Annotated in this window: 9 protein-coding genes and 1 riboswitch; all 9 genes read left to right on the plus strand. The window is 45.7% G+C overall.

Going from position 1 to position 14889, the window contains the following annotated elements; genetic code table 11:
- Nucleotides 1-71 precede the first annotated feature (71 nt).
- The 9 genes from AR335_RS25405 to AR335_RS00855 all read left to right on the plus strand — a co-directional run bounded on the left by AR335_RS25405 (nt 72) and on the right by AR335_RS00855 (nt 14869).
- Nucleotides 72-269, plus strand: coding sequence for an STAS domain-containing protein (locus AR335_RS25405; protein WP_369795786.1), 198 nt, complete (start codon nt 72-74; stop codon nt 267-269).
- A 113-nt stretch (nt 270-382) separates the two neighbouring features.
- Nucleotides 383-586 (plus strand): hypothetical protein, encoded by a 204-nt coding sequence (locus tag AR335_RS00820; protein ID WP_062231269.1) that lies wholly within the window; start codon nt 383-385, stop codon nt 584-586.
- Between the two features lie 22 nt (nt 587-608).
- Nucleotides 609-977, plus strand: a complete 369-nt coding sequence (locus AR335_RS00825) for a hypothetical protein (protein WP_082683296.1) — start codon at nt 609-611, stop codon at nt 975-977.
- Between the two features lie 53 nt (nt 978-1030).
- On the plus strand, nt 1031-1669 hold the full coding sequence (locus tag AR335_RS00830; protein ID WP_062231270.1) for a hypothetical protein: 639 nt from the start codon (nt 1031-1033) through the stop codon (nt 1667-1669).
- Between the two features lie 78 nt (nt 1670-1747).
- Nucleotides 1748-1834: riboswitch (cyclic di-GMP riboswitch) on the plus strand.
- A 117-nt stretch (nt 1835-1951) separates the two neighbouring features.
- The gene (locus tag AR335_RS00835; protein ID WP_062231271.1) at nt 1952-2881 is read left to right on the plus strand and encodes a GGDEF domain-containing protein; all 930 of its coding nucleotides are present in this window, start codon (nt 1952-1954) and stop codon (nt 2879-2881) included.
- 128 nt (nt 2882-3009) lie between these two features.
- The gene (addB, locus tag AR335_RS00840) at nt 3010-6510 is read left to right on the plus strand and encodes a helicase-exonuclease AddAB subunit AddB (RefSeq protein ID WP_062231272.1); all 3501 of its coding nucleotides are present in this window, start codon (nt 3010-3012) and stop codon (nt 6508-6510) included.
- Nucleotides 6503-10264 (plus strand): helicase-exonuclease AddAB subunit AddA, encoded by a 3762-nt coding sequence (gene addA, locus AR335_RS00845; protein ID WP_062231273.1) that lies wholly within the window; start codon nt 6503-6505, stop codon nt 10262-10264. The genes addB and addA overlap by 8 nt, the downstream gene beginning before the upstream one ends.
- A gap of 31 nt (nt 10265-10295) precedes the next feature.
- The gene (locus AR335_RS00850) at nt 10296-11471 is read left to right on the plus strand and encodes a metallophosphoesterase family protein (RefSeq protein ID WP_053354823.1); all 1176 of its coding nucleotides are present in this window, start codon (nt 10296-10298) and stop codon (nt 11469-11471) included.
- Nucleotides 11468-14869 (plus strand): AAA family ATPase, encoded by a 3402-nt coding sequence (locus tag AR335_RS00855; protein WP_062231274.1) that lies wholly within the window; start codon nt 11468-11470, stop codon nt 14867-14869. The genes AR335_RS00850 and AR335_RS00855 overlap by 4 nt, the downstream gene beginning before the upstream one ends.
- Nucleotides 14870-14889 lie beyond the last annotated feature (20 nt).

Below are 14889 nucleotides of genomic sequence, written 5' to 3' on the forward strand. Positions count from 1 at the left end.
GAGATCGCTCTTAATGAATGTATGGAGATGCAAATTGAGCACCTTTATATTGATTTATCAGGTGTTCAATCATTGACACGATGGTCGCCCATAACCTTTTTCAAGTGATTACATCCTTAAAGCTTCTCGGTGTGGAGGTAACATTGACAGGCATGCGGCCAGAACTTGCTCAGACCGTTGTTGCTCTGGGAATTAGCTTTGAGGGATTTTTCATCGCAGGAAGCCTTCATCAGGCACTGGGACAGAAAGGATTATTGCAAAGCGTGTAATAATATTAGGGTTTATGCCTATCCTTACTAAGGGTAGGCATATTTTTCTAGTTGCATAAAGAACGTTTGTTCGCATATACTGTGAATAAATAAATGGTAAGGCGGTGGCTAAAATGAATCGATTGCTGATGCGTTGTGTGTCTGAACGTTCTCCCTTTATGATGATCTATCAGTCTGGCGGCGGGCAGTTTACTAAGCGTTACGTTTTTCCGGTTTCTTGTGAAGGAGAAACGTTAACCGCCTATTGCTGTCTTCGAAAACAAATCCGTACGTTTAAGCTGTCTAATATTTTGTCGGTTGCCGGAAAAACGGGTTGAACGGCGATCGGGAGGAACAAAAATGTTATATGGCGATGAAAGAGATCGTATACTAGTAGATAAATATATTATGTATCCTATGCTGCTCACCATCTTTAACCGTGATTTAAAAGTGATTGCCGTTTCTCCTTTCAAATTAAGGCAGCCGTATGTCACCCTCATCGAGAACGTGATGAATGCCATCAGTTTTGAATTAAGAGATGTGAAAAAAGAAATGATGGCCCGTAAAATTAAAGTAACGGATGGAAGGCTAGTGGATGACATCACAGAATATCAGATTTTTATCCGGGGATATCAGGAAGTCATGAGATTCCCAAACGTCCATCTTCGAAATAAAGCAGAATTGCTGATGAAACATTTTCTTTTTGGTACGATGATAAAGCGCAAATAGCAAAGCTGTTCAAAGCTTTCGGCGAGAGACTTAGGAATCGGGCCAGGTGAATCATGAAAAAGTATACGGAGTTATCAGAGGAGTTAACACAAGAAGTAAAAATAATTAGCAGGAATCCCGGTGATCCTGTGGAAGTTCTGTTCGCTCCTCAACCGTGGGAGCTTCTGGGCTGCGGCAATTATGCTGCCGTTTTCGTCCATCCTGATTTCCCTGACCAAGTCGTTAAGATTTACGGCAGAAATCATGAAGACCTGCTTGAAGAGATCTCTGTTTACCGGCAGCTGGGTGAGCACCCTGGATATTCACGCTGTTACGGATATGGAGAACGCCACTTGATCCTAAAGCGAATCGAAGGAATAACACTTTATGATTGCCTGCATAAAGGGGTGAAAATTTCCGAAAACGTGATTCGTGACGTGGATGAAGCACTGTGCTATGCTCGAAACCGCGGCCTTTTTCCCCGGGATGTTCACGGGAAAAATGTAATGATTTCTAATGGGCGGGGAATCATTGTGGATGTTTCAGATTTTTGCAAGAAAGAGGAATGCTATAAATGGAAAGATTTAAGAAAGGCTTATTATAAAATCTATCAGCCGTTCTTTTATAGATTCCCTCTTAGAGTTCCTTATCCGGTGCTGAATGGTGTACGAGTCGGCTATCGATGGTACAAAAGATGGAAAACGAAAAAATAGGTCTAAGGTTCGTGTTTGATGTTGGTAAAAATAGGTTATATGGTATATAATTACTATATTGGATAAATAGAAGAGACCTTTGTCTCAGAGCAAACCATCTGAAAAGGTGGGACGCAAAGCCGCGGGCCTAATGTTTGTAAAAACTATGGCAGCCGGGTTGCCAAAGGGGAAAGAGCGATTTCCCTGCAGGGGAGATGGCTTTTTTGTTATGTTCGGCCAAATACATCTTGTACTAAAGCCGGTCACTTCTTAAATACTATATTGAATAGAGGGATCCAACCTATGCCAGAAACGGACATTGCCGACCTCAAAAGCCGTCTTTATAACCTTCATATCGAATCCATTCCCAGCATTATCGAGAGGCATCTTCTTCATCTGGAAAAGAATGAACTGTTTGTTCCCTTCCTGACCTATACAGATTCAGAATACCAGATGCATCTTAAATGGATGTTAACTGCCTTGATAAAAGGCATTTTTATACATAATGAAGAATTTACCTCCTGCATGGAACGAATTGAAGATCGGGGTTTCAAGCAGGGACATGATTTTGCCGGGCAAAGGGCTATCCCCCATCAGCTCCTTCCTCTTTTAGCAAAGAGTCTGAGGCAGGCGGGCAACAGTGTTATTCAGAACCTGATTAAGGAAGAAACAGCTGAAAACAAACTGTTTTTCCTGGAGAGATGGGGACATGCTGCCAATTCTTTAATGATCGGGGTTTTAAGCGGTTATTTTTCAAAACAAGTAACCGATCTGAAAGAGCTGAGCATCAGAGACCCATTAACGAACCTATATAACAGGCGCTACTTTTATCATTGCCTGGAAACAGAGGTCCTGAAGGCAAAAAAGGGCCAATATCCACTGTCACTGATTATGATGGACATCAATGATTTTAAAGAGATTAATGACCAGTTCGGCCATCATATGGGAGACGAGCTGCTGCAGCAGATCGCTTTCTTTGCGGAAAAGCTGAAAATGAATCTCGGCTTCCGGTTTGGAGGCGACGAGTTTGTATTCTTGATTCCCGGCCATACAGAACAAACGGCCTATCAGCTGGCCGGCCAGATTGATCTGTATTTGCGTTCGTGGAATGAAAAGGTCTCGCTGGCCTATGGAACCATTTGCCTTCATGCGGATGCGGTTGACAATATTGATCATTACCTGCGTCTTGCGGATGAAAGAATGTACATGAATAAAAGAAACATAAAGCAATAATGAATAGAATGTTCAGTGCCTGCCTTGTTCCAGTTAAAGGCAGGCTTTTCTGCAGTCGTTATCATTCTTTTACATACTGTTTTATGAGATAATAGGTTTAAGATTATTAGGTTGACAGAGGTGAGGATATGAGTTTGCGCTTTATTCTTGGAAGAGCCGGAAGCGGAAAGAGTGACCGCAGTTTAAGCGAGATCAGAGAATCTCTTTTTGCAAATCCGGAGGGAAAACCCATTATCTATTTGGTGCCCGATCAGATGACATTTCAATCCGAATATGAGTTGGCAAAGACACCTGGCCTCGAAGGAATGATGCGTGCCCAGGTGTTCAGTTTTTCCCGTATGGCATGGAAAGTCCTCGGTGATGTCGGAGGGATGACCAGACTTCATATTACAAGTGTCGGAATGAACATGATGCTCAGAAAAATAATAGAAAACAAAAAACAGGATCTAAAGGTATTTAAAAAAGCGTCAGATCAGAATGGATTCTATGAACTTATGGAAAATATGATCACTGAATTCAAGCGATACTGCGTGGATGCCGAGCAGCTCGACTGGAACGCTCAGACGCTGCTGCAATTTAACAGCGACGCAAAAGGAACTGTTCTTCAGGACAAGCTTACGGACCTCGCCCTGATCTACGGAGAATTAGAAAAAGCATTGGTTCATAAATACGTGGATACCGAGGATTATTTAAGGCTGCTGGCAGAGAAGATTCCTTATTCAGAGTATATAAAAGAGGCTGAATTCTACATAGACGGTTTTCACCAGTTCACGCCGCAGGAACTTGAAGTCATTCGGATGCTGCTGAAACATGCAGATCATGTAACAGTTGCCCTGACTCTTGATTCATACGAAAGTGCTGGACATCCCCATGAGCTTGATCTGTTCTATACTCCGAAAAATACACTTCTCTCCATTAAAAAAATAGCACAGGAAGAGGGTGTGTTTGAAAGAGAGCCGGTTATTCTGGAAAAAACGCCAAGGTTCAGCGGCACACCGTCTCTGGCTCATTTAGAAAGCCAGTTCGACCGCAGGCCAGCTATGGAATTTGATGCGCCAAACGGCATTTCTGTTCAATCTGCCGTTAATCGGAGAACGGAAATCGAGGCCGCTGCCAGGGAGATCATCCGCCTTGTCCGTGATGAAAACTACCGATACAGGGAGATCGCCCTCTCCATTCGAAACATGAATGATTATTACGACCTGATTGAAACGGTCTTTGAGGAATATGAAATTCCCGTCTTTTTAGATCAGAAGAAACCGATGCTTCACCATCCACTCGTTGAATTGATCCGGTCGTCGCTGGAAGCTGTGACAAGCAACTGGCGGTACGAATCGGTTTTCCGTGCTGTAAAAACAGATCTGCTTTATCCTGTAGACAGTGATTTTTCATGGGCAGAACTTCGCCATGAAATGGATGAACTGGAGAATTATGTGCTCGCATACGGCATTCAGGGATATCGCTGGATAGAGAAGAAGCCGTGGAAGGTGCAGCGTTTTCAGGCGCTGGAAGAACATGAATTCGTCCAGACAGATGAGGAAAAAGAAAAGCAGGAGCGGCTGAATGAAGTCAGGCATATGGTTGCGTCTCCGCTGGACAAACTTTCACATGACTTGAAAAACGCGGACAATGTCCGGGGGTTCTGTGAGGTGCTGTTTCTTTATCTTGAACGTCTGCATATCCCGATGAAGCTTGAACGTCTCAGTCAAAGAGCACAGCAGGAAGGCAAGCTCAGGATTGCACGAGAACATGATCAGGTCTGGGATGCAGTTGTAGAGCTTCTAGATGAGATGGTAGAGATTACGGGTGAAGAAAGCATCAAGCTTGATCTATGGATCAAAATGCTGGATACAGGCTTAGAAAGCCTAAAGTTTGCCCTCGTACCGCCTGCCCTCGATCAGGTGCTCGCCGGAACGATGGACCGCTCCCGTTACTCAGGCGTAAAATGCCACTTCATATTGGGTGTCAATGACGGGATTCTGCCGGCAAAGCCGAAGGAGGAAGGAATACTTTCAGAAGATGACAGGAATGTTCTTGAAAAGAACGGCCTGCCTCTTGCTCCTGGTTCAAGAAGGCAGCTTTTAGATGAACAATTCCTCATCTATCTTTCACTGGCGAATGCCATAGACAAGCTGTATATCTCTTATCCGCTGGCAGATGAGGAGGGGAAGAATCTGCTTCCTTCCATGGTGATCGGCAGGGTGAAATCACTGTTCCCTGGACTTAAAGAAGAATTGATTCAAAGCGATCCGGAAAACGGCAACGATTTGGCTTATATCCAGCATCCTCAAAAGGCGATTTCCTATCTCAATACCCAGCTGCGTGAATGGAAGAAAGGCTATCCCATCTCAGGGGTTTGGTGGGATGTTTACAATTGGACTACCGTTCAGGATAGGTGGAAATGGCTGGGAGAAACCGTGCTGGGAAGTCTATTTTATTTTAATCAGGAAAACAACCTCACACCGGCTTTAACGAAAGAGTTATACGGAAATGAGATTACGGCCAGCGTTTCAAGGATGGAACTGCACCAGTCATGTCCTTTTTCACAGTTTCTTTCCTATGGGCTGAAGCTACAGGAAAGAAAGCTGTATAGATTGGAAGCACCTGATATCGGTCAGCTGTTTCATGCTGCTCTAAAGAACATGGATGATTTTCTGGGCTCCAACCACATGAGCTGGTGCGATCTTTCCATGAAGGATTGTTACCGCATTGCGGGAGACATGGTGGAAAGCCTCGCATTAAAACTTCAGAGCCAGATCTTGCTCAGTACGAAACGCCATTTATATATAAAGAGCAAATTAAAGGATATTGTCGGCAGAGCGTCCCATATGTTAAGCGAGCATGCGCGAGCCAGCGGCTTTGCTCCAATCGGCCTTGAACTGGGGTTCGGCAAACAGCAGCCCCTTCCGCCGCTTAAATATCAATTGCCAAACGGCACAACCATGGAGATTATCGGAAGAATTGACCGTGTGGATTCCGCCGAAGGGTCAGACGGACTGATGTTAAGAATCATTGATTATAAATCAAGCTCGACAGGGTTAAACCTCTCAGAAGTTTATTATGGGATCACCCTGCAGATGCTTACGTATCTTGATGTTGTCATCAGCCACTCCAAACAATGGCTCGGAAGGGAAGCACACCCGGCCGGTGTTCTGTATTTCCACATCCATAACCCATTAGTTTCAAACAAAAAGCTGCTGACGCTTGAAGAGGTGCAGCACGAACTTTACAAGAAGTTCAAGATGAAAGGCTTGGTGCTGGCAGATACTGAGACGGTGCAATTGATGGATACGGTCTTTGAAAAGAAATCAGATATCATACCTGTTTCCATTACTTCGAAAGGTTTTCATCCTACTCACTCATCTGTAGCAACCGAGGAAGAGTTTTCAACGCTGACGAACTATGTTCGAAAGGTCATTAAGGATGTCGGCACAGACATTACGGAAGGGGTCATAGATATCTCCCCATATCAAATGAAAAGTAAAGTGCCATGTACCTTCTGCTCCTATCGTTCGGTATGCCAGTTCGACCAGTCGCTCGAAGAAAATCAATACAGGCTGTTAAAAGACGAAAGTGATGAGAATATATTAGCCAAAATGAACGAGGAAGGAGGAAGCAGCGATGATTAAAATAGCAGAAAAGCCCGCAGACAGCTTATGGACAGATGACCAGTGGCAAGCGATTCAATCGAGAGGGCAGGATATTCTTGTTGCTGCTGCAGCAGGATCGGGAAAGACAGCCGTGCTTGTTGAGCGGATTATTTCGATGATCAGTAAAGAAATTGCTGATGTCGACAGACTGCTCATCGTTACATTTACAAACGCCGCCGCTGCTGAGATGCGAAAAAGGATAGGAGATGCGATTGAAAAAGAGCTTTCTCTGCATCCGGCCTCGCTCCATCTGCGAAGGCAGCTCGGTTTGCTGAATAAAGCCTCCATTTCCACGCTTCACTCCTTTTGTATTGAAGTACTGAGAAAGTATTATTATCAGATCGATCTGGATCCGGGCTTTAGGATTGCCGATGACACCGAAGCAGAATTAATCAGGCAGGAAGTATTGGAAAATCTGTTTGAAGAAGAGTACAGCAAGGGAGAGGGCCATGCGTTCTTTGATGTGGTTGATGCATACAGTTCAGATCGGAATGATATTGAACTGCAGCGCCTTATTCTAAAGCTCTATGATTTTTCAAGAAGCCATCCTGAACCGGCACAATGGCTGCAGCAAATGGCGGCTCAGTATGATGCTGGTGAAGTGGCGATAATCGATGATCTGCCTTGGACGAAAGAGCTGCTGGAAGATGTGGCGATGCAGCTGAAAGGCTTAGGAACCGTGCTTGAACGTGCACTTGACACAGCACGGTCTCCTGAAGGACCTGCCGCATACGGAGAAACGATTGAAAACGATCTGGTTTTTGTAAAGCGCCTTGAAGCCGCTGCAGTCTTATCCTGGCAAGAGCTTTATGACGTGTTTCAATCCGGTGCTTTTGCAACGATGAAACAGGTGCGCGGAAAAGAGGTAGATCCTGTTCTCAAAGAAAAAGTAAAGAAGATGCGGGACCAGGTAAAAAAGAAAGTCTCTCAAATTAAAGAAGATCTGTTCAGCAGGCCGCCGGAGTCGTATGTGATTCACTTGCAGGAGATGGCCCCGGTTGTAAAATATCTTGCAGAACTGGTTCAAGAGTTTGGCCGCCGTTTTTTAAAAGAAAAGCAGGAAAAGGGGTTGCTTGATTTTGGGGATCTTGAACATTTTTGCCTGGAGATCTTGAGCGCGCCTTCTTCAACAGTTGAGAACCCTGTACCTTCTTCTGCAGCGCTTGAATACAGAAACCGTTTTGTAGAGGTTCTTGTTGACGAGTATCAGGACACGAACCTCGTGCAGGAAACCATTGTCAGGCTGGTCAGCAAAGGAAAAGGAGAACAAGGGAACCTGTTTATGGTCGGGGATGTGAAGCAGAGCATTTATCGTTTCCGCTTGGCTGAACCAGGACTTTTCTTATCGAAATACAAGCAATTTTCCAAGCAGGGTGATGGAGGAAACGGACTGCGGATCGACCTGGCAAAAAACTTCAGGAGCCGTTCGGAAGTACTTGATGCTGCTAACTATATTTTTAAGCAGATCATGAATGAGTCTGTTGGCGAAATCGCATACAGCAAGGAAGCTGAACTTTCTTTTGGCGCAAATTATTATCCGGAAACCGCTAAAGTGGAAGCAGAACTTCTGCTCATCAATAAAAGTTCTCCTGTACTTGATGAAGAGGGTGAAGCGACCGGTGAAAGCGAGAAATCGGACAGTGAAACAGTACTGCTTGAAGCAAGGGTAATGGCAGAGAAAATTAAACAGCTGATCGGCACAGAGAGTAATGCCTCTTATCAGGTTCTTGATAAGACAACAGGAAACATGAGGCCGGTAAAATATAAAGATATCGTTATTCTGCTCCGTGCAACGAGCTCCTGGGCTCCCATCATCCTGGAAGAGTTCAAGCGCCAGGGCATCCCTTCTTACGCAGAGCTTTCTAGCGGGTATTTCGAAGCTGTGGAAGTCAACATTATGCTTTCCCTGTTAAAAGTCGTTGATAACCCGCTGCAGGATATCCCGATCGCTTCTGTACTGCGTTCTCCAATTGTAGGGTTCACCGGGGATGAAATGGCCGCTGTCCGGCTGGCAGATAAAAAAGGCACCTATTTTGACGCAGTGACAGAATACATCGCCACCGGAGAAGATGAAAACATCATCAGCCGGCTGCAGCACTTTACAAAGAAGCTCGGTCAGTGGCGTGAAACCGCGAGACAAGGTTCTCTTGCAGAATTAATTTGGAGAATCTACCGGGAAACGGGCTATTTTGATTTCGTAGGGGGCCTTCCTGGTGGCAAACAGCGGCAGGCTAACCTTCGTGCGCTATACGACCGGGCAAGGCAATACGAAAAAACATCGTTCCGCGGGCTCTTCCGATTTCTTCGATTTATCGAACGGATGCAGGACCGCGGGAAGGACCTGGGTGCGGCCCGTGCACTTGGAGAACAGGAAGATGTCGTGCGGGTAATGACGATTCATAAGAGTAAGGGTCTGGAATTCCCGGTTGTTTTTGCAGCGGGGTTAAATAAACAGTTTAATACGATGGACCTGAAGGAGAGCGTTCTTCTGCATAAAGAACTCGGGCTTGGCACACGGTATATTAATCCGAGATTCAGGGTGGCCTATCCTACGCTTCCGCAGCTAGCGATTCAGCGCAGAAAGAAAATGGAGCTGCTGGCAGAGGAGATGAGGGTATTGTATGTCGCCTTAACACGGGCGAAAGAAAAGCTATATCTGCTGGGGACACTCAATGATCTGGAGAAGTCTGTCAATCAATGGGGAGAAGCACTGGGAAGCGAAGAATGGCTTCTCCCGGACTATGACCGCTCACAGGCAAAAAGCTATTTGGACTGGATTGGCCGCGCGGTAATCAGACACAAAGACAGCGGCGATCTGAGAAACCATTTGCAAAGTGCAGAACAGGGAAGAGGCGAAACGTATATTGACCCGGCGAAGTGGCGGATCGATATCTTTGATGCTGCGGATTATGAAGAAGAACACGAAGGCAGAAAAATTCTTCAGGAAGAAATTCTATCAGCTATTAAAGAATACAAGTCTGTCGATCTCGGTTCTGAGGAAAAAGAAGAAGCAGAACGGCGTCTGAACTGGGAATATGGCTACAAACTATCGACGGCGACTTTATCGAAGCAGTCGGTCACCGAAATTAAAAAACAGTATCAGTTCCTCGATGAGTACAGCGATCGTCCGTTGGCTGGCGGCTTTTCGTCGGCAAATGCGAGCAGGCCTAGGTTTATGCAGGAAAAAACGCTGACAGCGGCAGAACGGGGAACGGCCATGCATGCTGTTATGCAGCATATTGATCTGTCCTTGCAGGCTGAACCCGAACAGATTAAAGAGCTGCTTGCAAAAATGGTGAACAAGGAACTTTTAACAGACGAACAGGCTGCTCATATTGACTTTGGCGCCATTTCCAGATTCTTTGAAACCGACATTGGAAAAAGGGTAAGCCAGGCACCAAACATCATAAGAGAGATGCCGTTCAGCATGGCGCTCCCCGTGGAGGAAGCCGCGTTGACATGGCAGGGTACAGCCAAAGAAACTATTCTTGTACAAGGTGTTATCGATTGTATGATTGCAGAAGAAGATGGGTTTATTTTGATAGATTATAAGTCGGATACCATCAGCAATCGCTTTGCCGGAGGATTTGATGGAGCGAAGCAGATATTGCTTGAACGGTATCGTGTGCAGCTGGAGCTATATGGAAAAGCGATAGAGCGGATCTTAAAGAAGCCGGTTAAAGAGAGTTATTTGTATTTCTTTGACGGAGGCCATTTATTGCAAGTGAAATAGAGTTGTAAAAGAAAGAAAAGGAGGGAGCAGAATGAGGCTGCTTCACACGGCAGATTGGCATTTGGGAAGAACACTGGAAGGGCGCAGCAGACTCGAAGAACAGCAGCAGTTTCTCGATGAACTGGTCAGCATCGCAGAGGAAGAAAAAGTAGATGCAGTGATCATGGCGGGTGATGTGTTTGATACAGTCAACCCGCCGGCTGCAGCGGAACAGATGTTTTATGATACGATGGCACGGCTGAGCGATAAAGGAAAACGGCATGTGATCGCCATTGCGGGAAATCATGACCATCCTGACCGTCTTTCCGCTTCCTCACCCCTTGCAGGAAATCTCGGCATTACACTTGTCGGGCTGCCTGGGACGGAAATGTATTCATATGGCATTAAGCGCACACAGGAGAAATTGAATGTCTGTGCTTTGCCTTACCCCTCAGAATCAAGATTAAGAGAAATGCTTTCTGATTCCGGAGAAGAACTGCAGTTACGAAATGAGTACGATAGCTGGGTCGGAAAATATTTTCAAATGATGTCGGGCCATTTTTCACCTGAATGCGTCAATATCGCGATGAGCCACTTATATGTTGCAGGCAGCAACGAGAGTGACTCAGAACGGCCAGTACATATAGGGGGAGCTTATACAGTCGCGGCTGAAACACTGCCGGAAGCTGCACAATACGTAGCTCTTGGCCATCTCCATCGGCCCCAGAACGTCAAGAGGGCCAAAACGGCCGCGCGGTATTCCGGTTCGCCGCTCAGTTACAGTTTTTCGGAAGCAGGCCACACGAAATCCGTCACTATTGTTGATGTTGAACCAGGTAAAGCTGCTGAGATAAAAGAGATTCCGCTGACATGCGGAAAGCCGCTGGTCGTCTATCAGGCAAAAGGAGTAGCAGAGGTTTACCGCTGGCTGGAGGAAGGGCTGAACAGCAGTGCATGGGTGGATCTCTCTATCTCTGTGCAGGACAGCATCGCGATGGAAGATATACAATACATCAGAAAAGCCCATAAAGGCATTATTCATATCAAACCCATTTTTGAAAACAGCACTTCACAGGAAATGGCTGTACAGAAGAAGCTGCCCATCGACGAGCTGTTCAGTAAATTTTACGAACGTCAGACAGGCGGCGGTATTCCGGATGAAAAGGTGATGTCCCTTTTTCTCGAGCTGATTTCAGATGAAGAAGAGGAAAGGAGTGCTGCAGAATGAGGCCGATCTTATTGCAGGTGGCAGGTTTGCAAAGCTTTCGCGAAAAACAGAGCATCAATTTTGATACGCTGTGCGGGGGAGGGGTCTTCGGAATCTTCGGCCCAACCGGCAGCGGCAAATCCAGCATTCTTGATGCCATTACCCTTGCGCTGTATGGAAAAGTAGAACGGGCAGCTGGCGGCACACAGGGCATACTGAACCATGCCGAGGACACACTTTCTGTATCGTTTACATTTGAGCTTGGTGTGGGATCAGCTCCTTCACGGTATAAAATTGAACGGAACTATAAGCGGACGGGTGAGCACACGATTCGCACCAGCACATGCAGGCTGCTCGAAAAAGAGAATGATAGCTGGGTGGTCCATGCTGATAAAGAACGGGATGTAACACAGCAGGTGCAGCAGCTTCTTGGACTTACCATTGAAGATTTCACGCGTGCGGTTGTCCTGCCCCAAGGAAAATTTGCTGAGTTTTTATCGTTAAAGGGAGCAGAACGGAGACAGATGCTTCAGCGGCTGTTTCAGCTTGAAAAGTACGGAGACAGTTTAAACCAGAAATTAAAGAAACGTGTGGAAGAGGCAAAAGGGGTCAAGGATCATCTGTCTGCAGAGCAGGCGGGTCTTGGCGATGCCTCCAAGGAAGCCCTCAAGGATGCTGAGATGGCCTGGAATCAAGCTCAGCAAGAGGTAGCTTTAAAGAGGAAAGAGACAGAGGCACAAGAACAAAGCTACGAAAAAAATAGACAGATCTGGCAAGCACAGGTACAGCTGAAAGCTTTGGAAGAGGAAGAAGCACGGCTTCAAACAAATGCCGGCAGGATTCAAACCTTTGAACAAAAATTGCAGAACGCAAGGACTGCAGATCTGTTGATGCCCTATGGTGATGCCGCTGAAAAGGCCGAGGAAGAATGGGCTTATTATATAAAAAGAGAAGAAGAACTGCGCGTTCAGACCTATCAGGCGAAAGAACGGGCGGATGATACGGATCATAGGTATGAAGAAGCAAAAAAAGAAAAAGAGAACCAAGAACCGCTTCTGATCGCAAGGAAAGAACAGCTTCTTACAGCCATAGAAATGGAAAAAGAAGCGCGTTTGAAAAAGAAGAGCGCACAAGAAAAAAAGCAAATTCTAACAGAACAGAAGCAACAGCAGCGTTCGGTCCACAGCCAGCAGAAAGCGGCAGAAGAATTATTGCATAAAGCCATTAACCGGCAGAATGAACTGCAAATGCAGTTAAAAGCAACAAGTGTTTCTTCCGCAGACAGAGAGAGGATTAACCATGCAGTTGAGTATGCTTTGGAAATGGACTATACAGCCAAACAGTTCAGGGAAGCAAATGCAGCCTTTGATAAAACCATTAAACTCCTGGGTACAAACGAAGCCGAATCGGAGCGGCTGAACGAAAAGAAAAAACAGCTTGAAAACAAGATTCAGCAAACAGGAAACCGCATTCTTGCACTTTATAATGAGCTGTCCGATCTTCAGTATGGTCAAGAGCTGATGACTCATACGGCCGAGGAAATGGAAGAGCAGCTCGTGTCTAAAAGAGAGCTGGACCAGGCGAAAGTCCTGGCGGCAAAACTTTCTGAACAGTTAATGGACGGTGAGCCATGCTTGGTTTGCGGATCACTGGACCATCCTCATCCAATGGAGTATTTTAAACCTGACGAAGAGGCTGCCGGACAGATCCAGCAGATGAAAGTGATACAAAGGGATTCAGCAGAATTGAAAAATGAAATTCTATTGATGAAAAACAGGATGGAACGGATGTCCGAAGATCTCCATCAATTTCTAGAGAAATCTGAAGCTGCAGCGGGCCTGATTTCTTCTCCATCAGAAAAGCAGATATCTCTTCATTCCCTTTCAGATCTAAATCAGCAGCTGCAGGCTGCAAGGGTGAGTGTCAAAGGATTGCGACAGGACATCCTTCAGATCGAAGATGAAACGAAAAGGATCCGCTCTGAGTTCCATGAATTATCTTCCGTTGAACATAAGGTAAATGCACAGCTTGATAATTTACAGAAGGAAGCAGAGGAACGCAGGGAGAAGCTTGTTGAGCTGGAGTCTGCACTGAAGCAGCAGCAGACCGGTTGGAAAGAGCGTTTTCCAGACCTTCCTCCCGGCCAGGTAAAAGAAGAAAAAGAACGGGTACGGTCGCTGGATGCCCAGCGGGAGAAGATAGAAGAAGGTCTTCTAAAAGCAGTGCCTTTTATTGAAGAAAAAGAAAAAATTATCGAGGAGTGCCGAAAACAGAGCATCGATATCGACCGCAGCATTACTAAGCTTGAAATAGAGCATAGCAGTCTGCTTCAGGAATACACGCGATTAAGTGAAAAGTCAGAACGAATTACGGGCGGACAGGATGCGGAGGCTTATCTTCAGCAGACTGAGCAAAAACTCAGCAGTCTTTCGGAACAAGTGACACAGCTTGAAGCACAAAGAAAAGCGGCTTTGGATCATTATCATACAAAGGATAAAGAATGGCGTTCTGCTTTGGATGCAAAAGAAAAAAGTGAACAAAGAAAAGAAGAATGTCTTATCGCATGGGAAGAAAAAAGAAAGTCTTCGCAGTTTGAATCAATGGAGAAATTAAGAGAATGCATGGCATCTGAACAGGTTCAGAAATCATGGAAGTCAGAGATTGATGTGTATCATGATCAATGCAAACGGACGGAATCAGAGAAACGAAAAATAGCAAATGAATTAAATGGAGCATTGTTGACGAAGGAGCAATGGGATGAAATCACCGCTTCTTTACAGCGTGTTAAGGAAGAGCTTCAGACCTCCATTCAGAAGATGGGAGAAGCAGGACAGTATCATAAGGACCTGGAAATGAGACATGTCCGCTACAATGAGCTTGAAACAGAAAAAAGAGAAGTGGAAGAACAGCTTAAAACTCTCGGTAAACTGCAAGCCGTCTTCAGAGGCAACAGCTTTGTTGAATATGTTGCAGAAGAGCAGCTTGTTCAAGTAAGCCTCGATGCTTCAAACCGTCTTGCCCAGCTAACCCGCGGCAGGTATGCGATTGAAGTGGACTCGTATAATGGATTTGTCATCCGAGATGATGCGAACGGCGGTGTTAAAAGACCTGTTTCAACGCTATCCGGTGGTGAAACGTTCCTGACGTCCCTTGCGTTGGCGCTTTCCTTGTCCACACAGATCCAGCTTAGAGGGAAATATCCGCTTGAGTTTTTCTTCTTGGATGAAGGGTTCGGCACGCTCGATCAGGAGCTGCTGGACACGGTCGTCACGGCATTGGAAAAGCTTCATACAAACGCTTTGTCAGTCGGCATCATTTCTCATGTGCCGGAACTCAAAGCAAGATTAACGAAGAAATTGATTGTCACCCCTGCTAATGCCGAAGGAAATGGCAGCCGGACAGCAATTGAAAATACGTAAAAAAAGGGGCTGTCCAGAAA

This window comes from Fictibacillus sp. FJAT-27399 (assembly GCF_001510655.1).
In the GTDB taxonomy this organism is placed as follows: Bacteria; Bacillota; Bacilli; order Bacillales; family Fictibacillaceae; genus Fictibacillus_C; species Fictibacillus_C marinisediminis.